Below are 23,627 nucleotides of genomic sequence, written 5' to 3'. Positions count from 1 at the left end.
GACAAGATTTCCATGACCCGAATCGTATCACACCGTGGCGCCAACCATTTTGCGCCAGAGAACACCTTCTTTGCCGCCGATCTGGCGCTTGAACAGGGGGCTGATTACATTGAACTGGATGTACGGGAGAGCGCCGATGGTGTGCTCTACGTTATCCATGACGAGACGCTGGATCGCACCACGAACGGGACGGGCCCTGTTGGGCATGCTCTGTCGCGCGATATTGATGCACTGGATGCGGGAAGCTGGTTCGATGAGCGTTTTAAAGACGCCAGGGTGCCGCGACTTGATGCCTATCTCGAACATCTGCGCGGCCGCGCGGGCGTTTATATTGAGCTGAAATACTGCGATCCGGTAAAAGTGGCTGCACTGGTACGCGATCTCGGTATGGTCCGTGATACGTTTTTCTTTTCGTTTTCCGAAACGATGCGCGCTGGCCTTCAGGCCGTTGCGCCGGACTTTCGCAAAATGATGACCCTCAATATCGCGATGTCTCCCTCTCTCGTTGCCACCGTGCATCATGCATCGATCATTGAGGTAAACGTAGAGCAGATGCGTCATCCCGGTATTCTTGAAGCAAGCCGTAAGACCGGGCTTGAGATTATGGTTTATTACGGTGATGACGATATAGCGATTCATCAGGAAATTGCGGCGGCGGGCGTCGATTATATTAACCTCAATCGCCCGGATCTCTTTAGCCACACACGGCGATAGGTTTACAGAACGACTGAACGATAAGGTTCTGCGTCGCTACCCGTGTTTACGGGTATGACGGGTAAACAGAGAAGGGCCGCTGCGGTACTGCCCTTCGACATTATCTGGCAGGCCCCGGCCCTGGAGGGCGCCTGACAATGATGTTATATCGACGCGTTTTGATCGCGTAAATATGCCCTGCACCGTTCCCTTCCGTTTAATTGTAAACCTCTCGTTCCCAACGCAAACAACATCGTGACACTAGCTGACTTTATCGTCTGCGATCGCTGCAGGCGAGTGCACCGGCCGGATTTATTCTGGCTGACGTAAGTGATGGCATCGCATAACTCGCGGTCAGATGCGGTGACAGGTGACAAGCACGCAGATAACGATAATCCTTCCTCTCTCCGATGTCTGAAATACGTTTATACAGACAGGTGACATACATTGATTTCAGTTTTTTTTAAGCGAAAATAACCAGAATTGATTTACGTCAATAAAAGAAATTATGCTGACATGACGGTCTCGTCCTATTCCCCCTTTTCACACTCGCTTCCTGAAAGTTATTTTTTTAACAATGAAAAATTAACGTTCTCATGTGACTGGTGGGATTTTGCACATGTCATGCTCTGAAATGCATTGATCACTTACTGAACATCCTTATTCCATAAGCTCTGAAGGGGTTTTTAAATAAAAATCATATAAATCATAAAGATGATAAAATATTGTTAAAGCATATCTCTGTAACCTTTAGTTACATATTTTTATTTCCTGTCATGCATGAAACGTTCATAAACTCCGTCTCCAGGTGCTTGCTGGACGTTTTTTTATTTCTGAAAAGTACCTGAAAAATACCGTGTCGACGTGCTGGTGAATGGAATGCGCCCGCTTTACATCCCGGGGTTTTGATTCCTGTCAGATGACGGGAACCGGGATAGTGCTAATAAAGGGTTTGCTTTTCTTTTAATTTCTCGCTGGCAGTGACCGCTTCTATAACTTCATAGAACAGGGACAGCTATGTCTAATTCTTCCTTTCAGTCCGAAATACCCAAAGCACGTATTAATCTGAAACTTGATCTGCATACCGGCGGCGCGAGCAAGAAAACCGAGCTCCTTCTGAAATTGCTGGTTGCGGGCGATTTCAGCCATGGGCAGGAGACAGCACCGTTATCTGAGCGAAAAAAAGTTAATCTGAACAAAAATAATTTCGACGCTGTGCTTTCCGAATATTCCCCGAAAGTCAGTCTTACCGTTAAAAACACGCTTGCTGGTGACGGTAGCGAAGAAAATATCCGTCTGACCTTTCAGAGCATGAAGGATTTCTCGCCGGAGCAGGTCTCCCGACAAATACCTCAGCTCAAAGCCATGCTTTCCATGCGCAATTTACTTCGTGATTTAAAGGCCAACCTGCTGGACAACCAGGCATTCCGAAAAGAGCTGGAAAAAATCCTGCTCGATCCGGCATTAAGCGCCGAACTCCGGTCTGAGTTGTCTGCGCTGGCCCCGAAACAGCCATAGGCTCACGGTGCTTTAACGGATTAATAACGGATTAATAAGGAAGATGCTGATGTCTGTAAAAAATGAAAATGCCGCAGGTGGCGAGAGTGTGGTGCTGGAGCGTCCTGCTGCCGGGGTTTATGCGTCACTGTTTGAAAAAATCAATCTGAACCCGGTGTCCGAGTTGAGTGCACTGGACATCTGGCAGGATGCACAGGCGATGTCGGATGCGACAGCCGATGAGCGTCTGACGGCCGGGATGCAGGTGTTTCTGGAATGCCTGACAAAATCGGGCTCAAAAGTGGAGAAACTCGACAGAAACCTGATTGATCATCATATCGCGGAGCTGGACCACCAGATTAGTCGCCAGCTTGATGCCGTTATGCACCATGAGGACTTTCAGGCGGTAGAAAGCCTGTGGCGCGGCGTGAAATCCCTTGTCGACAAAACCGACTTCCGTCAGAACGTGAAAGTCGAACTGCTGGATATGGCTAAAGAAGATCTGCGTCAGGACTTCGAAGACAGCCCGGAAATTATCCAGAGCGGCCTGTATAAACACACCTACATTGATGAATATGACACGCCGGGTGGCGAACCGATTGCCGCGCTGATTTCCGCCTATGAATTTGATGCTTCTGCGCAGGATGTTGCCCTGTTGCGCAATATTTCGAAAGTTTCTGCAGCGGCGCACATGCCGTTTATCGGCTCTGCTGGCCCAAAATTCTTCCTCAAAGAGTCAATGGAGGACGTGGCGGCTATCAGGGATATCGGCAACTACTTTGATCGTGCGGAGTACATACAGTGGAAATCTTTCCGCGAAACGGATGATTCGCGCTATATCGGTCTGGTGATGCCGCGTGTACTGGGCCGCCTGCCGTATGGTCCGGATACCACGCCGGTACGCAGCTTCAACTATGTGGAAGAGGTGAAAGGCCCGGATCACAACAAATACCTGTGGACCAACGCCTCATTTGCGTTTGCCGCCAATATGGTACGCAGCTTTATCAACAACGGTTGGTGCGTGCAGATTCGTGGCCCGCAGGCCGGTGGTGCTGTTCAGGACCTGCCTATCCATCTGTACGATCTGGGCACCGGCAACCAGGTGAAGATCCCGTCAGAGGTGATGATCCCGGAAACCCGCGAATTTGAGTTTGCGAACCTGGGCTTTATTCCTCTGAGTTACTATAAAAACAGAGATTACTCCTGTTTCTTCAGCGCGAACTCCACCCAGAAACCGGCACTGTACGACACCGCGGATGCAACCGCCAACAGCCGTATCAATGCCCGTCTGCCGTACATCTTCCTGCTGTCGCGGATCGCTCACTACCTGAAGCTGATCCAGCGTGAAAATATCGGGACCACCAAAGATCGTCGTCTGCTGGAACTTGAGCTGAACACCTGGGTGCGCAGTCTGGTCACGGAGATGACCGATCCCGGCGACGAGCTGCAGGCTTCTCACCCGCTGCGCGACGCGAAAGTGGTGGTGGAAGATATTGAGGACAATCCGGGCTTCTTCCGCGTGAAGCTGTATGCCGTGCCGCACTTCCAGGTCGAAGGGATGGACGTCAACCTGTCACTGGTTTCCCAGATGCCGAAGGCCAAGTCGTAAGGCGAGAGGAAATCAGGGATGAAAATTCATCGTCCGTTATGGAATGAAGGGGCGCTTCTGGCCCCTCAGCAGTTCCAGCAGCAGTCTGAATGGGATGCATTTTCCCGGGCCGGTATTGCCGCCCGCGGAAATGCGTTCCCCTGGGGCGTTGGTCGGGTTGAGCTTGATGACGCGATGCTGGCCTCCGGCCGCGTGCAGGCGCAGTCACTTCGTCTCTGGCTCCCGGATGACACGCTAGTTGATACCCGATTCAGTGACCTGCCTCCGGAGCCACGTGAAATTGAGGCACCGGCTTCTGCCGGCAATGCCCCGGTGACAGTGTATGTGGCGTTACCGGTGATGCAGGCCGGGATCGTGAATGTGCAGACAGACAGGGTATCTGCAGAGCGCCCGCTGCGCTATCGGGAAACCTGGGAGACGGTCGCCGATCGCTTCAGTCAGGAAGAAGAGTCGATGGCGGTGGCCCGGTTTAACCTGGCATTCCGTTTCGGACATGAAGACAATGACGCCTGGGACACCTGTGCCATTGCCCGTCTGTTGCAGGACGGGCAACTGGTCATGAATGACATCACCCCGCGTAAAATCAAAACCGGCGGCGACCCGCGCACGCTACCGGATTATGCCGCTCTGCGCGATGAGCTAAGTAAGCTGAAGCATCCTGCGCGCCCGGATGTGAACTGGCCGTATGTCGAAAAACGCTGTCTCTCACTGTTTGAGCAGAATGGTGTGGAACTGCAAACGGCGGCCTGGTATACGCTTGCCCGAACGCAGTTGGCCGGCTTGTTCGGCCTCAATGAAGGTCTGGCGATACTGGATGCGCTGATAAGCCATCAGTGGGGCACGCTCTGGCCGCAGCCGGTACATGCCCGCATGGAAATCCTCAGCAGTCTGAGCCAGCGTCTGCAGCAACGGATGCGCGCGCTCCCGCTGAATTACAGCGACCTTGGTCAGCTGTACAAGGCAGAGCAACGTCTTGCCGCTATGGGCGAGGTGCTGCAGCGCCTGGAGCTTAAACATCTGAGCCAGCTCGATACGTTACGTATCCTGATGCATAACAGCGCTGTCCGGCTGGAAAACAGTGACGACACAACCCGGGCAGGGGCAGCTGTGCTGCCAGCTAGTGTGATCAACGATGCAGCCGCCTTCGCAGCCGACGGTGCAGAAGAAACCGCCAGCGCGATGAAATGGGTGTATGTTGCCCGCCCTGAATATCAGGCGAATGTGGAAGTACTGGCGACTCTTCCCGCGCCGGTAAAAAAGTGGAAATCTTTCGTTGCCGGTATGGGTGCCATGCTGGCAATAAGCGTGGCCGCAGCGGGAAGCTGGCAATATGTAAACCGGCCAAATCCGCTGCAGGCTCAGTTGGCGGCATCTCTGGCACCTTTACCTGCAACGCTCACGCCAGAACAGATGGATCTATTGCGTCAGCAGACTGCTTTGCCGCAGAACGTGATCGCCCGAACACAGCAACAGCTGAACCGTCTGGATAAGCTTCCACCGGGCTGGAGCATTGACTACAGCCGACAACTTGTAGAGCAGGCTCAGGCGCTCTGGCCGGAGCAGGCAAAGTCTCTGGCACAGCAATGGCAACAACAACGCAGTGCTGCCGCATTACCGGCAGAGCAGCTTAATGGCTGGTCTCAGGGAATGATGACACTACAAAAACTGAGCGACAGATTAAATGGCCTCGATGAACAGAAGGGTAAATACATAACGGTCAGTGAGCTGAAATCAGTGGTTTTTGCCACTATGCAGTTCTTTAATCAGTCCATACCGGCTGAAGAACAGCTGCGCGTACTGTCGCAACACCCAACGGGGAAACCGTTACCTGCTGCTGCCCAATCTCAGCTGGAAATGCACCTGAAACAACTGACAGCCCGCTATGCCGAACTGAAACAGCAGGCAGAAAAATAAAACCTCTCGTCTGGCAAAGCGAGCACGCCGTTTTCTGTCGGGTTTTCTGATTTACGCAGGGCGCTTAAGAAGCGAGTGGGTAGCGATCCACATAAAGGCGCTTCATTTTCTTTCTGATTCTGAGAATGTCCCCGACTTGATTATTTAAGAAGATTGCGTGTTATCGGCCAGGCGTTACACTTTTCTTCAGTCTGTCGACAGGGGCAAGCTGGTCGCAAAAAACACGATGAGATGTTGACCGCTTGCCTAAAAGTGCCGGCCGTTCTGAGCCTTAATAAAGCGTGAATGCTTAAACAGGAAATGTGTATGTGTAATCGTTCATGTTGAAATGCGCAGAAACTGGCCGTCGTCACCCAGGCAGAGCAGAGGCGGTATTAAAGATAAGAAGGATGAGTGAATTTGGTGAATGTCAGAAGGCTGTACGTGGTGTCCCCTGCAGGAATCGAACCTGCAACTAGCCCTTAGGAGGGGCTCGTTATATCCATTTAACTAAGGAGACGCCAACGCAGTATACCGCAGTTAAGCGGCAGGATTCACTACACTGCCGCGCGTTTGCTCATTCTGTCAGCAATTTAGCGTTCTTCTTGCTGCTGCTGACGTTTTTTCTCCGCTTTGCGCCGTTCTGCCTTCGCCTTTGCCTGAGCAGCTTCGCCCATATCATTGCGAATCTGGGCGTGACTTATCAGGGCGAAAATCAGCGTACCGCCCGTCAGGTTACCCAACAGGGTTGGAACAGCAAAAGGCCAGAGAAACGCGGTCCAGGGCACGCTGCCGTTAAACACCAGGTAAAGCACCTCAACGGAACCCACCACAATATGTGCCAGATCGCCCAGTGCGACCAGCCAGGTCATCATCACAATGACAAACAGTTTGGCCGCTCCCGCATAAGGGAACATCCAGACCATTGTGGCAATGATCCAGCCGGAGATCACCGCGTTAGCAAACATCTCGCCTGGCGTATGTTCCATCACCTTCATGCTGATATCCGTAAAGGCCTGGCGAGTGGCTTCATCAAAAATGGGCATTTCGTTAAACGCTAAGGCGGCGAATGCAGTACCAATAAGGTTGCCCAGTAGCACAATGCCCCACAGGCGAAGCAATAAACCAAGATTGCTTGTGGTGGGTTTGTGCATAACGGGCAGAACGGCCGTCACGGTGTTTTCAGTGAAAAGCTGCTGCCGTGCCATAATCACAATCACAAAGCCAAAGGTGTAGCCAAGGTTTTCCAGTAAATAGGCGCCGGGGACGCCGTCCAGATGAACCTGAAAAATGCCCTTGGCCATCAGTGAAGCCCCCATTGACAGCCCGGCCGCAATCGCTGACCACAGCAGCGCCATGCCATCCCGCTCCAGCTCTTTCTCCCCGTCCTGTCGGATCTCTTCGTGGATAGCGGCGGCACGCGAGGGCAGGGCGTCTTCATCTACTTCAATATCCTCCTTTCCCTGTTCTTTTTCTTCGCTGTCTACATCGTTAGGTCCCTGACTTATGCTTGATGAAGGCTTCATGTTTTCTCCTGGTAACAGTACAAATGCGTTATAAGCGTAGTCGTTTTTTGGCTAACGAAACTGTTTCTGCGACAGCGAACAAACGTGACAACCTTCTGTCGTGGTGCGCTTTTTATCCACCAGACGCGCTGAAAAGCACGAATATCTAAGCCCTGCGCAAAAGGGGAGCGCGCACAGCCTTCGGCACGCTGTAACATTGTGCTATCATTTGCGCCTTATTTGGCTGGCGCGATTTACCCCTCCATGTTGGAAATCATTAATCTGCTTTGTGTGCGTGATGAGCGCGCGCTCTTTGAGGCGCTTACGTTTCGCGTGTCGGCAGGTGACATCGTACAAATTGAAGGGCCAAACGGGGCCGGGAAAACGTCGCTGCTGCGGATCCTGGCCGGACTGAGCACGCCTGAACATGGTGAGGTGCGCTGGCAGTCGCAGCCGGTTCACCGGCAACGCGACACCTGGCATCAGGCCATGCTTTACCTGGGGCATCTGCCGGGGATCTCATCGGCGTTATCGGCGCTGGAAAATCTGCGCTTTTATCATCCAGACTGCCGCGATGAACACCTTTTTACTGCACTGGCCAGCGTCGGCCTGGCAGGTTATGAAGAGGTCGCGGCCGCGCAGCTCTCTGCCGGACAACAGCGGCGCATCGCCCTGGCCCGGCTGTGGCTGACCCAGGCAACCTTATGGATCCTGGACGAACCTTTAACCGCCCTCGATCACACGGGGGTGGAGACGTTAATGAGCCGCTTTGTGGCGCACACGCAGCAGGGGGGGGCTGTCATCGTGACCAGCCATCAGGCGCTACCGGGGCTGACGGGGCAGATCAATACTATCCGCCTGCATGCCGTGGAGTGGCAGTAATGTTGTGTCGTCTTATTCAGCGCGAATTACGTATCGCCTGTCGTCGCGGCGCCGAAGTGATGAATCCACTGTGGTTTTTCCTGATTGTCATCACGCTCTTCCCGTTGGGTATCGGTCCCGATCCTCATCAGCTGGCACGGATCGCACCCGGTATTGTCTGGGTTGCGGCATTGCTCTCTTCGCTGCTCGCGCTGGAAAGGCTGTTTCGTGATGACCTTAACGACGGCACGCTGGAGCAACTTTTATTGTCGCCTGTACCGCTGCCGGTCACGGTGCTGGGGAAAGTCATCGCCCACTGGCTGGTCACGGGCTTTCCGTTAATTCTGCTTTCGCCCCTGGCGGCCCTGTTGCTGTCCCTGGGTATGCCGGGCTGGCGGGCGGTGGCACTGACGCTGCTGTTAGGAACACCGACGCTGAGTTTTCTCGGCGCGATTGGCGTGGGGCTGACCGTTGGGTTGCGTCGCGGCGGCGTGCTGCTCAGCCTGTTGGTTCTGCCACTGGCTATTCCGGTACTGATTTTTGCCAGCGCGGCCATCGACGCCGCAGGTCAGGGGTTAGCCATTGGCGGTTACCTGGCGTTGCTGGGGGCGATGCTGGTCGCGAGTGCGACGCTGGCCCCATTTGCCACCGCCGCGGCGTTGCGGATTACGCTGCACTAAATCAGCACGCATCAGACGTGTTATTCGCGTTTATTTAAAAGTGAGCAAGTAAACATGTGGAAAGGATTACATCAGCTGGCGAAGCCCGAACGGCTGTATCAGTTGTGCGGTCGGCTGGTGCCGGGGTTCGCCCTGGCCAGTGCGGCGGTACTGCTGCTGGCCTGGATATGGGGATTTGGCTATGCACCGGCAGACTACCAGCAGGGTGACAGTTTTCGCATTATGTATATTCATGTTCCGGCGGCCATGTGGTCGATGGGGATATACAGCGCGATGGCCGTTGCGGCGTTTACTGGTCTGGTCTGGCAGATGAAAATGGCCGATTTAGTCTCAGCGGCGATGGCACCGATCGGTGCGGTGTTTACCTTTATTGCGCTGGTTACCGGTTCTGCCTGGGGCAAGCCGATGTGGGGAACCTGGTGGATATGGGACGCCAGGCTCACATCAGAACTGGTGCTGCTGTTTTTATATCTGGGCGTCATTGCGCTGTATCAGGCGTTCGAGGACCGTCGCATGGCCGGGCGCGCCGCAGGGGTGCTCATTCTGGTCGGCGTGATCAATCTGCCCATCATTCATTTCTCTGTGCAGTGGTGGAATACCTTGCATCAGGGATCGTCCGGCTTACTGCAACAGGCTATCGCGCCGCCGATGCGCACGCCGCTGCGCTGGGCCATCCTGGGTGACCTGCTGTTGTTTATCACGTTAACGCTGATGCGCTTACGCAACCTGATTCTGCTGACGGAACGTAAACGTCCCTGGGCGATTGCCCTGGCAAAGACAAGGAGCAAAGAATGACGCCCGCTTTTGCCTCATGGCATGACTTCATTGCCATGGGCGGTTACGCCTTTTACGTCTGGCTGGCGGTGGCAGGGGCGCTGGTGCCTCTTTGTGGCCTGATTGTACACAGCTGGTGGTCACACAGACGTTTGCTGGCGGACATTCGCCAGCGTGATGCCCGGGAGCGCCGTCTGCGCGCGGCCAGTGTTAAACGTGCCGGGACTAAAACGGCAGGAGAAGCGAAGTGAATACCCGCCGTCGTAATCGCCTGTATGTCGTCGTGGCGATACTTACCGGACTTGGACTGGCTACCGCGCTGGTAATGTATGCGCTGCGGTCCAATATCGATCTGTTTTATACGCCCGGTGAAATCCTGGAGGGGAAAGGTGATGCACACATCCGGCCGGAACCCGGACAGCGTCTGCGCGTGGGCGGCGTGGTGATGCCCGGCAGCGTCACGCGAGATCCCCGAACACTGGCCGTCTCTTTTCAGCTTTACGATGGCCGTGGTGTGGTCAGTGTAAACTTTGTGGGCATTTTGCCCGATCTGTTTCGCGAGGGGCAGGGCGTCGTTGCACAAGGCGTCCTTGAACCCGGCAACCTGATCAACGCCAAAGAAGTGCTGGCGAAACATGATGAAAACTACACGCCACCTGAAATCACCGCCGCGATGAAGCCCGCACCACCCGAGCAACAGGCCGCGACTCACCCGGCAGGACAGACACCATGATGCCAGAACTGGGCAGTTTTTTACTCTGTCTCGGCGTCGCGTTGGCGCTGCTGCTCAGCGTATATCCGCTGTGGGGCGCCTGGCGTCAGGATGCGCGCCTGATGGGCATGGCGCGTCCCCTGGCCGTTGGCCTGTTCGGCTGTGTGGCGGGGGCTTTCGGGTTGCTGGTCTGGGCGTTTATCGTTAACGACTTTACCGTAAGCTATGTCGTTAACAACTCGAATTCCCTGCTGCCGGTCTATTACCGCATTGCGGCCACCTGGGGGGCGCACGAAGGCTCCCTGCTGCTGTGGGTGCTGCTGCTGAGTGGCTGGACGCTGGCCGTGGCGATCTTCAGCCGCGGCATGCCGCAGGACGCACTGGCGCGTGTGCTGGCGGTGATGGGCATGATTACGCTGGGCTTCCTGTTATTTATCATCCTCACCTCTAATCCGTTCAGCCGTACCCTGCCGGACTTTCCCGTCGATGGCCGCGACCTCAATCCCATGCTGCAGGATATTGGCCTGATCTTCCATCCGCCTTTGTTATACATGGGCTATGTCGGTTTCTCGGTGGCCTTTGCTTTTGCCATTGCCTCCCTGATGGCCGGAAGACTGGATACCGCCTGGGCGCGCTGGTCGCGTCCCTGGACCACCGCAGCCTGGCTGTTCCTGACCATAGGTATTGTGTTGGGCTCTGCGTGGGCCTATTACGAGCTGGGCTGGGGCGGCTGGTGGTTCTGGGATCCGGTTGAAAATGCGTCCTTTATGCCCTGGCTGGCTGGCACGGCTTTAATGCACTCACTGGCGGTGACCGAAAAGCGCGGCACCTTTAAAGCCTGGACCGTATTGCTGGCGATTACCGCGTTCTCCCTGAGTCTGCTCGGGACCTTCCTGGTGCGATCCGGCGTGCTGGTCTCGGTGCACGCGTTTGCCTCCGATCCGGCGCGGGGCATGTTTATTCTGGCCTTTTTGGTGATTGTTATTGGCAGCTCGCTGCTGCTCTATGCCCTCAAAGGAGGGCAGGTCCGCAGCCGGGTACAAAACGCCTTGTGGTCGCGCGAGTCCTTTCTGCTGGGCAATAACGTCCTGTTGATTGCGGCCATGCTGGTGGTGCTGCTCGGTACGCTGTTACCGCTGGTCCATAAACAACTCGGTCTGGGCAGCATCTCCGTGGGCCAGCCCTTTTTTAATACGCTGTTCAGCTGGCTGATGGCACCGCTGGCCTTAATGTTGGGGATTGGGCCGTTAGTGCGCTGGCGCCGTGATGAACCCCAGAAGCTGGTACGGCGTTTGCTGTTAGCACTGGCCGTCACGCTGCTGGCCTCCGTGCTGTTGCCCTGGTGGCTACAGGATCGGGTAGAGGCAATGACGGTAGTGGGCCTGCTGATGGCGGTATGGATCATCGTATTAACCCTGATGGAACTGCATGAACGTGCGACGCATCGTCATTCTTTTTTCACCGGACTGCGCCACTTGTCACGCAGCCACTGGGGCATGGTGCTCGGCCATTTAGGTGTCGGCGTCACCGTGATTGGGATAGCGTTTAGCACGCAATACAGCGTTGAACGGGATGTGCGCATGAAAGCGGGCGACAGTGTTGATATCCATCGCTACCACTTTGTCTTCCGCGATGTTCAGGATCTGCAAGGGCCCAACTACAGCGGCGGCGTGGCGGTGATTGATGTGACGCGGGACGGGCAGCCTGAAGCGATGTTGTATGCGGAAAAACGCTTTTATTCAGCGGCGCGCGCCATGATGACCGAGGCGGCAATTGATGGTGGCTTTACCCGCGATCTCTATGCGGCGCTGGGTGAGGAACTCGATGACGGCAGTTGGGCGGTGCGCATTTACTATAAACCCTTTGTGCGCTGGATTTGGTTCGGTGGACTGTTTATGGCTGCGGGCGGTCTGCTCTGTTTACTGGATCCGCGTTATCGTGCGCGTAAAAAAGGCGAGCGCGAGGTGCGGGCATGAAAAAGATTCTGTTTATTCCCCTGATCCTGTTTTTACTGCTGGCCGCCGCGCTGCTTTGGCAACTGTCACGCAATGCGGCGGGCGACGATCCTACGCGGCTGGAGTCGGCGTTAATTGGTAAACCGTTGCCGGTGTTCCGGCTCGAAGCCCTGGAAACGCCAGGTAAAACCTACAACCAGCAAACGCTTATCACCGGCAAACCGCTTTTACTCAACGTCTGGGCAACATGGTGCCCGACCTGTCGGGCAGAACATCACTATCTGAATACGCTGGCAGAGCAGGGCGTGCGGGTAGTCGGGCTCAATTATAAAGACGATCGGCAAAAGGCGGTGACCTGGTTAAACACGCTGGGTAATCCTTATGCGCTCAGCCTGTATGATGGCGACGGTATGCTGGGCCTGGATCTTGGCGTATATGGCGCACCGGAAACCTTTCTGATCGATGGCAACGGCATTATTCGCTATCGCCATGCCGGAGATCTGAATCCGCGCGTCTGGCAGCAGGAAGTAAAGCCTTTATGGGATAAATACAACACGGAGAGCGGCTCATGAAAGCGCTGGTGACGATGCTTTGCGGCTTGCTGTTTAGCGCCAGCCTGTGGGCGGCCATCGATACCTATGCATTTGACTCCGTCGCGCAGGAAGAACAGTACCGTGATATCACCGCCTCCCTGCGCTGCCCCAAATGTCAGAACAACAGCATTGCGGATTCCAACGCCATGATTGCGGCGGATATGCGGTTGAAAGTTTATCAGCTGATGAAACAGGGACAAACGCGTCAGCAGATCCTCGACTATATGGTGGCGCGCTACGGCAATTTCGTCAGCTACCAACCGCCCGTAACGCCATCCACCGTGATTCTGTGGCTGGGACCTGCGCTGTTTGTCGCAGGCGGCGCGGGCGTAATCGTCTGGCGCAGTCGCCAGCGTAAGACCTGTAGCGAACTGAGTGATGAAGAGCAACAGCGGCTTGAAGCCATTTTGAAATCGGACAGGGAAGCATAATGGCAGCCTTTTTAATCGCGATATTGGTACTGCTGTTCGCGGCCTGTGTGCTGTTCCTGGCCGCAGGCTGGCGTCCGCGCGCGTCCCACTTAGTCACGCGTAACAGCCTTAATAAGGATTTTTATCACCAACGGCTGGCCGAACTGGCGCAGGATGAGGATCAGGGCGTGATTGCCGAGCGGGACGTGATGGCGCGCGAGCTACAGCAGTCACTGTTGAGTGATATTCCGCCCGCACCGGATGCACAGTCGCGCAGCAGTCGCCGTTGGGTATTGTTACCGGGCATTATTGTCTTACTGGTCGTGCCGCTGGTGTGCTATCTCAACACCGGCGGTTTTGTGCCGTTCAGCGGCTGGCTGCAGGTGCAGAAAGCGTATCCTGCGCTGCGTGCGCAGGTGCTGGATCCTCACGCGAAGCCGCTGACGCCGGAACAGCTTTCACGCTTACAGCTCGGTTTGCGCAGCCATCTGCAAACCGAGCCTGATAACCTTAGCGACTGGGCAATGCTTGGCCGTCTTGGTATGGTGCTGAATAACGCGACGACCGCCCGTCAGGCGTTCGAGCACGCGCTGCAGTTGGCACCGAATAATCAGGTATTAAAACAGGATTACGCCGAGGTTCTGGCCCGGTCGGGCGATCCACAGGAAAACCGTCAGGCAGAACTTGTGTTGCAGGATCTGCGTAAACAGGATCCGCATAATGCCCGGACGCTGAGCCTGCTGGCTTACGCTGCCTTTGAACAGCAACACTATGCTCAGGCGATTGCGGCCTGGCAAACCTTACTGAACGCGCTGCCGGCGGACGATCCCCGGCGCGACAACATTGCGCGCAGTATTGAGCAAGCCAGAACGGACGCCGGACAACAAGCGAGCCAGTTGACGGTAGATGTGACGCTTTCTCCCCAGGCAGAAAACATGTTACCGCCGGGCGGAGTCATGTATATTTCGGTTACTGACGGTATGTCGCCCGTGCCGGTGGCCGTGAAGCGTCTTGCTGCCGGGCATTTTCCCGTGTCGCTGACGCTGGATGACAGTAATGCCATGATGCAGGGGCGCCGTCTTTCGGCGCAGAAACAGATCCAGGTTCGCGTCAGGATTTCACGTAATGGCCGCGCGAACCCTGAGCCGGGTGACTGGTTCGGTGTCAGCGCCGTCGTGCCCTGGGACGGTCATCAGCATGTGACCGTTGAGATTAATGCGCAGCAGCCTTAGACCGATATTCTCTGGCTCTGTCTGAATCTGTAAACCGCACCGTGGATATCAGCTATGCTTGCTTAACGCGCTGATCTACCCGAGAAAGGCGGCAGGGTATACATCACTTATATGCACAGGGAGAAAAAAATGGATCACCGCCTGACCAGCCTGGCCTTGGCCAGTGTGCTTCTGGTGGGTTGTGCCAGTTCAAAGCCGGAGACCGATGCGCCAGCCGGGCGTAGCGATCCGTTTGAAGGCTTTAACCGCACAATGTTTAACTTTAACTACAATGTGCTGGACCCGTATGTGGTGCGTCCGGTGGCTGTGGCCTGGCGCGACTATGTGCCCGTCCCGGCACGTGCTGGCCTGAGCAACTTCCTGGGCAACCTGAGCGAACCCGCCAGTATGGTGAACGCTATTCTGGTCGGTGAGCCGCGCAATGCCGGTATTCACTTCACGCGTTTCTTCCTGAATACCGTGCTGGGCCTGGGCGGCTTTATCGACGTTGCAGGCAAAGCGAACCCTGAGCTGGCGCGCCAGGGGCCGCAACGCTTCGGTACCACGCTGGGGCACTATGGCGTGGGCTACGGTCCTTACGTGCAGTTGCCTGGCTATGGCAGCTTTACGGTGCGTCAGGACGGCGGCGATTATGTGGATACGCTTTATCCGGTGCTGGGCTGGTTGACCTGGCCGATGTCCGTGGGTAAATGGGCACTTGAAGGGGTGGAAACGCGTGCGCAACTGCTGGACTCCGATGCCATCCTGAAACAGCAGCGCGATCCTTACGCCTTTATGCGTAACGCCTATTTTGAGCGCTATGACTTCCTGGCGCGTGGTGGCAAGCTGAAGCCCGAAGATAATCCGAACGCAGCGGCAATTCAGGACGATCTCAAAGATATCGATTCTCAGTAATGTGAGGCCGCCCGGAAAAGGGCGGCTTCAGGCTGAAGTGATTTATACGAATGTTCTGTCAGGGCTCGCCAGGCGGAGCAAAAAAAAGCGACACAGTGTGTCGCTTTTTTATGCGGTCAACATATCAGAATTTGTAGTTGAAGCTCGCGCCGTACAGCCAGGCTTTACCACTGGAATTAAAGGTGTAATTGCCTTCCTGAATGATAACTTTCTGACCATGCATATAAGAGACGCCGACATCGACGGAAGCATCGTCATTAAATGCATAGGAGGCACCCGCACTCAGCCACAAGCGATCCTGATCCGGGATGGAGATGGAACGCTTGTCAGCCGGAACCGGGCTGTCATCAAAGGCGATACCGCTGCGGAAGGTCCAGTTTTTATCGTACTGGTAAGTGGTACCCAGGGCGATACGGTAGGCATCATGGAAGCCTTCATCTTTATAGAACAGCGTCTGACCATTCGAACCGGTCGCTTTCAGCTCCTGGAACTGGCTCCAGCTGGTATAGGCCAGGCTATAGTGAACGGCCCATTGTGGCGCGACTTTATGCCAGCCTGAAACTTCCCACATTTCTGGCAGATTCAGGGTTAATGAACCCGGAATCGTGTTTCCGCTTGTGCCAAAAGGTGCGCCGGGAATGTTAAATGCGTTGATGGCCGCAGGAAGATTACTTTTGTAATCCCCATCAAAGTCAACTTTCACCTCAGAGCGGTAGGTGAAACCAAAACGGTTATTATCATCAACCTCATAAAGTACACCGGCGTTCCAGCCATAACCCCATTCGTTCCCCTTTAGTCGGGTAATTTGGGTATCCGCAGGAATGCCCAGCGCGGAGAACGACTCTCCGGCATAACGCTCAATTTTCGCTTTAGCATAAACGGCATCAAAACCCACACCAAAGCTGAAGTGTTCATTCAGGCGGTAGGCGGTGCTGAGGTTAAGATTCACGGTCGTCAGGTCTGTTTTACCGCCGAATCCGCCTGCGGTATAACCGTTATTAAATTCTGTCGCCAGACCGTAGTTTGAGGTGGCAGAGGCCCCTACCCACCATTGGTCATTAATCGGCTGGACATAGTGCAGATCAGGGACCCACTGATTAGGCGCGATGTTTTTCGCATCCAGGCTACGTCCTGTTGGACTCTGGCCGCTGATATCCACTTGAGGATCGATATAAACCGCACCGAGTGAAAATTCAGGGCGATCCATCAGCGCCATGGTCGCCGGGTTACGGCTGGCTGAGGCCGCCGTATCACCCATTGCGCCTTCGCCTGAATAAGCACGACCTAAACCAATGGAAGAAAATTCATTTAACTGAAATCCGGCTGCGTAAACGTTAGAGGAAATAAGCGCTACCGCAGCTGCCACGGCTGACTTTGCGAACAGGTTTTTATGGTTCATGACCACAACCTCATGTGAATTATTATTTAACGTTGTGACGTCGTGTAACAAGGAACGGCGGATTGTATGGACTGATGACGGTCGGACATATCAGACCAGTGCGGAGAGTATAGGTCCGACCTGTACACATGTTGCAATATTGTTTTTAAATTATTTCCAATTTGATAGATGAAAATTCGATCTGCTTAACACTTCTCTGCGGGAAACGAGGCAGGCAGCAGGCGCAAAACTGATTCAGATCAAATTATATTGTGATATTCGTCACTTAGCGTCGCGTGCATAGCGGGGGAGAAATCCAAAGCGTAGAATTTTTCGCAGCGAAGGCTTTTCCCTTTAGTTGTGAAACCAGGAGATTACCATGACGGATGCTCTGAAAAAATGTCGCGCGACCGAAACGGCGGCATGCTGTTGTGTGGATGTCGGTACCGTAATGGACAACACCGATTGTACCGCCAGTTGGTCAGCGTGGTTTGGCCAGCGCGCGGAAGCCGACAGCAAACTGGCTGAACTGAGCGAAAGGGCGCGTCAGGTCGAGTCCGATCCCTGTGTCATAGATGCGCGATTCACAGAAGAGACGGGCGGCGTGCGGCTTGATGTTGCTTTTACTTTTAGCTGTCAGGCAGAAACCCTGATTTTTCAGTTAGGTTTACGCTGAACCGCTTAACGCCGCTGCCCGGCGGCGTTTGTCATTTTCGTGTTTCTCATCTCACTTTTCTCTTCCTGATGTTGGCGGCGTAGCCGCTTGTGGTTAACACTGTGGATCAGGTCAGACCTCTTTTGGCAATGATGCCCCGGTCACGATGCACAGGTGGATACAATGAGCAAAGCGCAGTCACTGTTGACGCGTACGGGCGAGCGCATCGCTATCACTCATGGATTACGTACGCCTTTTCTCCGTCAGGCGGCAGGATTTCATGGCATTCCCGCCGTAGAGTTGGGCCGGATGGTGGTCAGTGAAATGGTGGCCCGGAGTGAGTTACCGGTCGGGATGATTGAGCAACTGGTGTTTGGTCAGGTGGTGCAGATGCCAGAGGCTCCCAACATCGCGCGGGAAATTGTGCTGAGCAGTGGCCTCAGCGTCAGTACCGATGCGTACAGCGTCAGCCGAGCCTGTGCGACCAGCTTCCAGGCGGTGGCTAACGTCACGGAAAGCCTGCTGGCAGGCACGATTTCGGTCGGTATTGCGGGCGGCGCGGATTCCTCTTCCGTCCTGCCGATTGGCGTCAGTAAAACGCTGGCTCGTGCGCTGGTGGATATGAACAAAGCAAAAAGCCTTTCCCAAAAGTTTCAGATTCTGCGCCGCCTGCGTCCCGGCGATCTGTTACCGGTGCCGCCTGCCGTGGCCGAATACTCCACAGGATTACGCATGGGCGATACCGCAGAACAGATGGCGAAAACGCACGGCATCAGCCGGGAAGAACAGGATGCGCTGGCTCTGCGTTCGCATCTGCGCGCAGCGCAGGCCTGGCAGTCGGGCGTGCTGAATCAGGAAGTCATGGCCGCCTTCGTCCCGCCCTTCAAGGCCCCCATAGACCAGGATAATAACGTGCGAATGGATGCGAAAGCGGCTGACTATGCCCGTTTACGTCCGGCGTTTGATCGCCAGCACGGCACGGTAACGGCAGCCAACAGCACGCCGTTAACGGACGGGGCGGCGGCGGTGATATTGATGCGTGAAGGCCAGGCCAAAGCGCTGGGATTACAGCCGCTGGGCTATCTGCGCAGCTACGCCTTTACCGCCATTGATGTCTGGCAGGACATGCTGCTTGGGCCCGCTTACGCCTCGCCGCTGGCGCTTGATCGTGCTGGCATCACGCTGGCTGATCTGACGCTTATTGATATGCATGAAGCGTTCGCGGCGCAGACCTTGAGTAATATCAAGCTGTTTCGTGACGAACGTTTTGCCCGCGAGGTATTAAACCGCTCGCACGCGCTGGGTGAAATCGACGATGCACGTTTTAACGTCCTGGGCGGCTCCATCGCCTATGGTCATCCTTTTGCGGCGACCGGCGCGCGCATGATCACGCAGACCTTAAATGAATTGCGTCGGCGCGGAGGCGGGCTGGGACTGGTCACGGCCTGTGCCGCCGGAGGATTAGGTGCAGCCATGGTTCTGGAGGCCGAATAATGGAACAGCGCGCGTTTACTTTGCAGATGCGGGACGATCATGTTGGCGTGATCACCATTGATGTGCCCAATGAAAAAATGAATACGCTGAAGGCGGAATTTGCGGTCCAGATTGCCAGCCTGATTAGCGAGGCACGCCAGCATCCGCAGCTGCTCGGGCTGGTACTGATTTCCGGCAAGCCTGACAACTTTGTAGCAGGTGCCGATATCAGCATGATTGATCGCTGTCAGCGTGCGGATGAAGCCGAAGCTCTGGCAAGGCAAGGGCAGGAGGTAATGGCCGCGATTGCCGCCTTACCGTTTCCCGTGGTGGCCGCCATTCACGGGGCCTGCTTAGGCGGCGGTCTTGAGCTGGCGCTGGCCTGTCATTCACGCATCTGTACGCTGGATGATAAAACCCGTTTGGGACTGCCGGAAGTGCAACTGGGATTACTGCCCGGTTCGGGTGGCACGCAGCGTCTGCCGCATCTGATTGGCGTGCAAAAGGCTTTACCTCTCATCCTGGCGGGGAAAAGCCTGCGCGCGAAACAGGCGAAGAAGCTGGGGATTGTCGATGACGCGGTGCCGCAGGCGATCCTGCTGGATACCGCTATCGAAAGCGTTAAAAAAGGCAAACGCCGCCGCGCACCGCTTCCGCTGCGCGACCGTCTGCTGCAGGGGCCGATCGCCCGCCAGGCCTTGTTTGCGCTGGTCAGGCGGGAAACGGAACGCAAAACCCAGGGGAACTATCCGGCCGCGCAACGTATCATCGATGTGGTACGCATTGGGCTTGAGCAAAGCAGTCAGGCAGGTTATGCCGCCGAGGCGCGCGCCTTTGGCGAGCTGGCCATGACGCCGGAATCGGCGGCGCTACGCAGCCTGTTTTTTGCCTCCACCGCGCTGAAAAAAGAGAACGGAACTGAGGCGCAGCCCCGGCCAGTCGAACGTGTCGGTGTGCTGGGCGGCGGGTTGATGGGCGGCGGCATTGCCTGCGTCAGCGCAATTCATGCCGGTCTGCCCGTGCGCATCAAAGACATCAGCCTGAACGGCATTAATCATGCGCTTCAGACCAGTTGGGCGCTGCTGAGTAAAAAAGTGCAGCGTCGTCAGCTCACCCCGGCGCAGCGCCAGCAGCAGATGGCGCGCATCAGCGGCGGTACCGACTATCAGGGGTTTACCCAACGTGACATCGTCATCGAGGCGGTGTTTGAAGATCTGGCGCTGAAACAGCAAATGGTGGCAGAGGTGGAAACGCACTGTCAGCCCCAGACGATTTTTGCGTCCAATACCTCTTCCCTCCCGATTGCCGACATTGCGGCGAAGGCCGCGCGTCCTGAGAATATTATTGGCCTGCACTACTTCAGTCCGGTGGAGAAAATGCCGCTGGTTGAAGTTATCCCGCATGCGGCGACCTCGCCTGAAACGCTCGCCAGCACCGTCACGCTGGCACGTAAACAGGGCAAAACGCCGATTGTGGTCGCTGACAGACCGGGCTTTTACGTCAACCGTATTCTGACGCCCTACATCAACGAAGCGATGCGCTGTCTGCTGGAGGGCGAACCTGTTGAACATATTGACCGCGCACTGGTGACGTTTGGCTTTCCGGTTGGGCCGGTTCAACTGCTGGATGAGGTGGGCATTGATGTCGGCAGTAAAATCTCGCCCGGGTTGCAGCAGGCTTACGGTGAACGGTTTGCGGCACCGCCTGCTCTGGCGGCTGTGATCAACGACGGACGCAAAGGGCGAAAAAATCATAAAGGGTTCTATCTGTATGGATCGTCACGTTTGCAACGTAAAAAGCCGGATCCCACCGTGTACGACGTATTGCAGATTAAACCCGCAAGCGTGCAGAGTGGGGCACACATCGCAGAGCGCTGCGTGATGATGATGTTAAATGAGGCGGTGCGCTGTCTGGATGAGCAGGTTATCCGCTCGCCCCGTGACGGTGATATTGGTGCGGTGTTTGGTATTGGCTTTCCCCCGTTTCTGGGTGGGCCATTTCACTATATTGATCGCCTTGGTGCTGGGGAAATCGTCAACAGATTAACGCGGCTTGAGCAGCAATATGGTGACCGCTTTGCACCCTGTGAAAGATTGCAGCGGGCAGCGCAACAGCAGACAAAGTTTTACACTTCTTCATAAATATGAATATCCATCCTGATTCAGGGGGTTAGTCGTGTGTCGCACCATCATGATGCGACGCCGTAATCGGGCAGGTGCTTATTTAATAAACAACCGGTTGACTATACTGAAGCCATTAGGGTAAAACACGACGTTCATTCGCAGAATGAAGCGCCTGACGCGAAGGTGTCAGGCGATGTCGACAAACAACAGCGGTGCTTTATGCAAGTTTTTATCATGCGTCACGGCGATGCGGCGCTCGACGCTGCCAGTGATTCAGTCCGGCCCTTAACGCTTTGTGGATGTGATGAATCACGCCAGATGGCGAACTGGTTAAAAGATCAGGCTGTTGACATTGAACGTGTCCTGGTCAGCCCTTATCTGCGTGCGCAACAAACGCTCGCGACAGTTCGTGAGGCGCTGCCCTTACCAGACGGGGCGGATATCCTGCCGGAGTTAACGCCTGGCGGCGATCCGGGGCTGGTGGGCTGCTATTTGCAGACGCTGGCAAACGAAGGGGTAAAATCGGTGCTGGTGATCTCTCACCTGCCGCTGGTCGGTTATCTGGTGTCGGAGCTGTGCCCTCAGGAAACGCCACCGATGTTCGCTACTTCGGCCATTGCCTGCGTGGATTTTGACCCGGCGGAAAGCCAGGGCAAGCTGCTCTGGCAGGTCAGTCCTAAAAAACTGGCAAAAGCGATGTAAACGCTGTCGGGCCATCCTCTGGCCCGACACTGAAAACGTTTGACTCACTTCACCCGTTTTCTTTCCACACGTTACGCAATCACAAAACGCGACACCGATCCTGCCAGCGTTTGCGCCTGATCGTGCAGCGCACTGGCGGCAGCGGACGACTGCTCCACCAGCGCGGCGTTCTGCTGCGTCACGTTATCCATCTCAACAATCGCGACGCCTACCTGCGCAATGCCGCGATTCTGCTCTTCCGACGCATGAGAAATTTCGTTCAACAGATCCGTCACGTTACTGACCGAGTTGACGATCTCCCCCATGGTGTTCCCCGTCTGACTCACCAGTTGCGAACCGGCATTAATACGCGCCACAGAATCATGAATCAGCGCTTCAATCTCCTTCGCCGCCTGCGCACTGCGTTGTGCCAGATTACGCACTTCGCTGGCTACCACGGCAAAGCCCCGACCTTGTTCTCCGGCCCGTGCCGCTTCTACGGCGGCATTGAGTGCCAGGATATTAGTCTGAAACGCGATACTGTTTATCACGGAGGTGATTTCTGAGATTTTGCCAGAGCTGGTGGTGATCTCATTCATGGTGCTGACCACATCCGTAACCAGCTGCCCACCGCGGCTGGCGGTGTCGAAGGTTTGCTGCGCCAGTCGACTGGAATGATGAATGTTGTCTGCGTTCTGCTTAACCGTTGCGGTCAGTTGCTCCATGCTGGCTGCGGTCTGCGCAAGGGCGGCGGCCTGGCTTTCTGTGCGGGCTGACAGATCATTATTGCCGGAGGCAATCTCCGCTGAAGCCTGACTGACGCTGGTCACGCCACTGCGGATACCGCTGATAATGCGACGCAGCTCATCGCTCATTTCACCGACTGCATGCATCAGTTCGCCCAGCTCATCCCGACGGGACGATTTCAGCACGGTGCTGAGGTTGCCACGCGCCATCTGATTAGCGACGTGCAGCAGTTCAGCGAGAGGACGCGTCAACTGGCGGGTAATAAACAGGGCGATAAGAATGCCTGCTACGATAGCGGCGATGATAATCACCGTCATCAGCCAGACGGCCTGATTCGCGTCGTGATTGGTCGCATCTAACTGTTGGGTAAACAAGGCGTTGCTCATGTCGGTCAGGATTTTGCCCGCAGCCGCCAGTTGCACAGTGGCTGCGTCACCTGCCGCCACCGACGCCATCAGCGCATTGATATCGCCCTGTTTGGTCTCAAGCTGTGCGCTGACTTTTTCAAGCGCAGCACTGTCTGCGGCGTTAAGGCGCGGTTTGACCTGAGCCATCAGCTGCACGGTTTCCGACAGGAAGTTGCTCAGGGCGTTGCGATCTTCTTCTTTGTGCTCAAGGCCAAAGAGTTTGACACGTACCGCCACGCCGCCCAGGTGTTTATTGATTTCCTGTAACGCCGCGCTCGTCTGCGGGTCACTGCTGTTGCTTGCGGCCAGTTGGCTGATATCCCGCATCTCATCCGCCACGGACAGGTTCTGAAGCGCCTGTGCCCCGTTACGGACAGCCTGTACCGTATCGGCGCGTTTCTGCCGGTAAGTGGCAATAGCGGACGGCATCGCCGTAATCATCGCCTGCTGACTGTCATCCCAGTGAAAAACGCCCAGGTTTTTCAGATTCTGATCCACCTCTTTCAGCAGATTTTCGTTAACGTCGATGAATTTTTCATCATGCGTTTTCACGAACTGCAGTCGGGCATCTTTGGCCTGTGAAAACCGGTCATTAACGCTTTTCAGCTCCCTGAGCTTTTCGGCCCGGACGCTGATGTCGTTCAGATTTTTAATCCCGCATATCGCTACGGCCAGACTCAAAAGTAAAATCAGTCCAAAACCGAGCATCAGCTTTTTGCCCACTTTCAAATTCTCAAAAAAATGACTTAACCCGCTCATTCAAAAAGTTCCCTTGGTCAATGTGCCGAAATAATCAAACGTAATGTGCCTAAATGCTTAGACGTTATCGGCAGCGAGTAAATTGTATTCAGTATA

At 55.3% G+C, this 23,627-nt stretch carries 21 protein-coding genes, 1 tRNA gene and 1 pseudogene; 19 read left to right on the top strand and 4 right to left on the bottom strand.

Annotated features, from left to right (window positions below):
- Positions 1 to 12 precede the first annotated feature (12 nt).
- From ugpQ to RAC90_RS10895, 5 genes and pseudogenes are all read left to right on the top strand, one after another.
- Positions 13 to 714 carry a glycerophosphodiester phosphodiesterase gene (gene ugpQ, locus RAC90_RS10915; RefSeq protein ID WP_006120339.1) on the top strand — a complete coding sequence of 234 codons (702 nt, stop codon included), beginning with the start codon at positions 13 to 15 and terminating at the stop codon, positions 712 to 714.
- 996 nt (positions 715 to 1,710) lie between these two features.
- Entirely contained in the window at positions 1,711 to 2,211 is a 501-nt protein-coding gene (gene tssB / locus RAC90_RS10910) for a type VI secretion system contractile sheath small subunit (RefSeq protein ID WP_375124335.1), read from the top strand.
- Positions 2,212 to 2,254: 43 nt separating this feature from the next.
- On the top strand, positions 2,255 to 3,799 hold the full coding sequence (tssC, locus tag RAC90_RS10905) for a type VI secretion system contractile sheath large subunit (RefSeq protein ID WP_283786070.1): 1,545 nt from the start codon (positions 2,255 to 2,257) through the stop codon (positions 3,797 to 3,799).
- Between the two features lie 18 nt (positions 3,800 to 3,817).
- Positions 3,818 to 4,348: pseudogene (tssK, locus tag RAC90_RS10900) on the top strand (type VI secretion system baseplate subunit TssK); the annotation flags it as partial.
- Positions 4,349 to 4,357: 9 nt separating this feature from the next.
- Positions 4,358 to 5,713, top strand: a complete 1,356-nt coding sequence (locus RAC90_RS10895) for a VasL domain-containing protein (protein ID WP_283788840.1) — start codon at positions 4,358 to 4,360, stop codon at positions 5,711 to 5,713.
- A 424-nt stretch (positions 5,714 to 6,137) separates the two neighbouring features.
- Here RAC90_RS10895 and RAC90_RS10890 read toward each other — a convergent pair.
- Positions 6,138 to 6,212 (bottom strand) — tRNA-Arg (locus RAC90_RS10890).
- Positions 6,213 to 6,285: 73 nt separating this feature from the next.
- The gene (locus RAC90_RS10885; protein WP_039339756.1) at positions 6,286 to 7,218 is read right to left on the bottom strand and encodes a formate/nitrite transporter family protein; all 933 of its coding nucleotides are present in this window, start codon (positions 7,216 to 7,218) and stop codon (positions 6,286 to 6,288) included.
- A gap of 243 nt (positions 7,219 to 7,461) precedes the next feature.
- Here RAC90_RS10885 and ccmA point away from each other — a divergent pair, with 243 nt between their 5' ends.
- The 10 genes from ccmA to mlaA all read left to right on the top strand — a co-directional run bounded on the left by ccmA (position 7,462) and on the right by mlaA (position 15,308).
- Positions 7,462 to 8,079, top strand: a complete 618-nt coding sequence (gene ccmA, locus RAC90_RS10880; protein WP_283786071.1) for a cytochrome c biogenesis heme-transporting ATPase CcmA — start codon at positions 7,462 to 7,464, stop codon at positions 8,077 to 8,079.
- Positions 8,079 to 8,738, top strand: coding sequence for a heme exporter protein CcmB (ccmB, locus tag RAC90_RS10875; protein ID WP_283786073.1), 660 nt, complete (start codon positions 8,079 to 8,081; stop codon positions 8,736 to 8,738). The genes ccmA and ccmB overlap by 1 nt, the downstream gene beginning before the upstream one ends.
- 54 nt (positions 8,739 to 8,792) lie before the next feature.
- A complete protein-coding gene (locus RAC90_RS10870) occupies positions 8,793 to 9,533 on the top strand; it encodes a heme ABC transporter permease (RefSeq protein ID WP_033740732.1) in 741 nt (246 codons plus the stop codon).
- Complete coding sequence (ccmD, locus tag RAC90_RS10865; protein ID WP_006120099.1) at positions 9,530 to 9,763, top strand: heme exporter protein CcmD; 234 nt, start codon at positions 9,530 to 9,532, stop codon at positions 9,761 to 9,763. Before RAC90_RS10870 ends, ccmD begins: the two co-directional genes overlap by 4 nt.
- On the top strand, positions 9,760 to 10,245 hold the full coding sequence (gene ccmE, locus RAC90_RS10860) for a cytochrome c maturation protein CcmE (RefSeq protein ID WP_283786074.1): 486 nt from the start codon (positions 9,760 to 9,762) through the stop codon (positions 10,243 to 10,245). The genes ccmD and ccmE overlap by 4 nt, the downstream gene beginning before the upstream one ends.
- Positions 10,242 to 12,200, top strand: a complete 1,959-nt coding sequence (locus RAC90_RS10855; RefSeq protein WP_375094115.1) for a heme lyase CcmF/NrfE family subunit — start codon at positions 10,242 to 10,244, stop codon at positions 12,198 to 12,200. The genes ccmE and RAC90_RS10855 overlap by 4 nt, the downstream gene beginning before the upstream one ends.
- The gene (locus RAC90_RS10850) at positions 12,197 to 12,751 is read left to right on the top strand and encodes a DsbE family thiol:disulfide interchange protein (RefSeq protein ID WP_006120096.1); all 555 of its coding nucleotides are present in this window, start codon (positions 12,197 to 12,199) and stop codon (positions 12,749 to 12,751) included. The genes RAC90_RS10855 and RAC90_RS10850 overlap by 4 nt, the downstream gene beginning before the upstream one ends.
- Complete coding sequence (locus tag RAC90_RS10845; protein ID WP_039339742.1) at positions 12,748 to 13,203, top strand: cytochrome c-type biogenesis protein; 456 nt, start codon at positions 12,748 to 12,750, stop codon at positions 13,201 to 13,203. Before RAC90_RS10850 ends, RAC90_RS10845 begins: the two co-directional genes overlap by 4 nt.
- Positions 13,203 to 14,414, top strand: coding sequence for a c-type cytochrome biogenesis protein CcmI (ccmI, locus tag RAC90_RS10840; protein WP_283786077.1), 1,212 nt, complete (start codon positions 13,203 to 13,205; stop codon positions 14,412 to 14,414). The genes RAC90_RS10845 and ccmI overlap by 1 nt, the downstream gene beginning before the upstream one ends.
- 129 nt (positions 14,415 to 14,543) lie before the next feature.
- Positions 14,544 to 15,308: a phospholipid-binding lipoprotein MlaA gene (gene mlaA / locus RAC90_RS10835; protein WP_033740717.1), complete on the top strand. Its 765-nt coding sequence runs from the start codon at positions 14,544 to 14,546 to the stop codon at positions 15,306 to 15,308.
- A gap of 124 nt (positions 15,309 to 15,432) precedes the next feature.
- On the opposite strand, the gene fadL is transcribed toward mlaA, so the two are convergent.
- Positions 15,433 to 16,707, bottom strand: coding sequence for a long-chain fatty acid transporter FadL (gene fadL, locus RAC90_RS10830; RefSeq protein ID WP_375124334.1), 1,275 nt, complete (start codon positions 16,705 to 16,707; stop codon positions 15,433 to 15,435).
- A 358-nt stretch (positions 16,708 to 17,065) separates the two neighbouring features.
- Between fadL and RAC90_RS10825 the strand changes: the two genes are divergently transcribed.
- The 4 genes from RAC90_RS10825 to sixA all read left to right on the top strand — a co-directional run bounded on the left by RAC90_RS10825 (position 17,066) and on the right by sixA (position 21,639).
- A complete protein-coding gene (locus tag RAC90_RS10825; protein WP_006120091.1) occupies positions 17,066 to 17,362 on the top strand; it encodes a YfcZ/YiiS family protein in 297 nt (98 codons plus the stop codon).
- 162 nt (positions 17,363 to 17,524) lie between these two features.
- Positions 17,525 to 18,835 (top strand): acetyl-CoA C-acyltransferase FadI, encoded by a 1,311-nt coding sequence (fadI, locus tag RAC90_RS10820; RefSeq protein ID WP_283786078.1) that lies wholly within the window; start codon positions 17,525 to 17,527, stop codon positions 18,833 to 18,835.
- Positions 18,835 to 20,955, top strand: coding sequence for a fatty acid oxidation complex subunit alpha FadJ (gene fadJ, locus RAC90_RS10815; RefSeq protein ID WP_375124333.1), 2,121 nt, complete (start codon positions 18,835 to 18,837; stop codon positions 20,953 to 20,955). The genes fadI and fadJ overlap by 1 nt, the downstream gene beginning before the upstream one ends.
- 201 nt (positions 20,956 to 21,156) lie before the next feature.
- Positions 21,157 to 21,639 carry a phosphohistidine phosphatase SixA gene (sixA, locus tag RAC90_RS10810; RefSeq protein ID WP_006120087.1) on the top strand — a complete coding sequence of 161 codons (483 nt, stop codon included), beginning with the start codon at positions 21,157 to 21,159 and terminating at the stop codon, positions 21,637 to 21,639.
- A 71-nt stretch (positions 21,640 to 21,710) separates the two neighbouring features.
- Here sixA and RAC90_RS10805 read toward each other — a convergent pair whose 3' ends face one another.
- Positions 21,711 to 23,531, bottom strand: coding sequence for a methyl-accepting chemotaxis protein (locus RAC90_RS10805; RefSeq protein ID WP_162286779.1), 1,821 nt, complete (start codon positions 23,529 to 23,531; stop codon positions 21,711 to 21,713).
- Positions 23,532 to 23,627: the final 96 nt, after the last annotated feature.

Origin of the sequence: Pantoea sp. CS_6 (assembly GCF_041954745.1) — a bacterium.
Lineage (GTDB): Bacteria > Pseudomonadota > Gammaproteobacteria > Enterobacterales > Enterobacteriaceae > Pantoea > Pantoea stewartii.
Note: the sequence above shows the minus strand (reverse complement) of the source record. Positions and strands in the feature narration are given on the sequence as shown.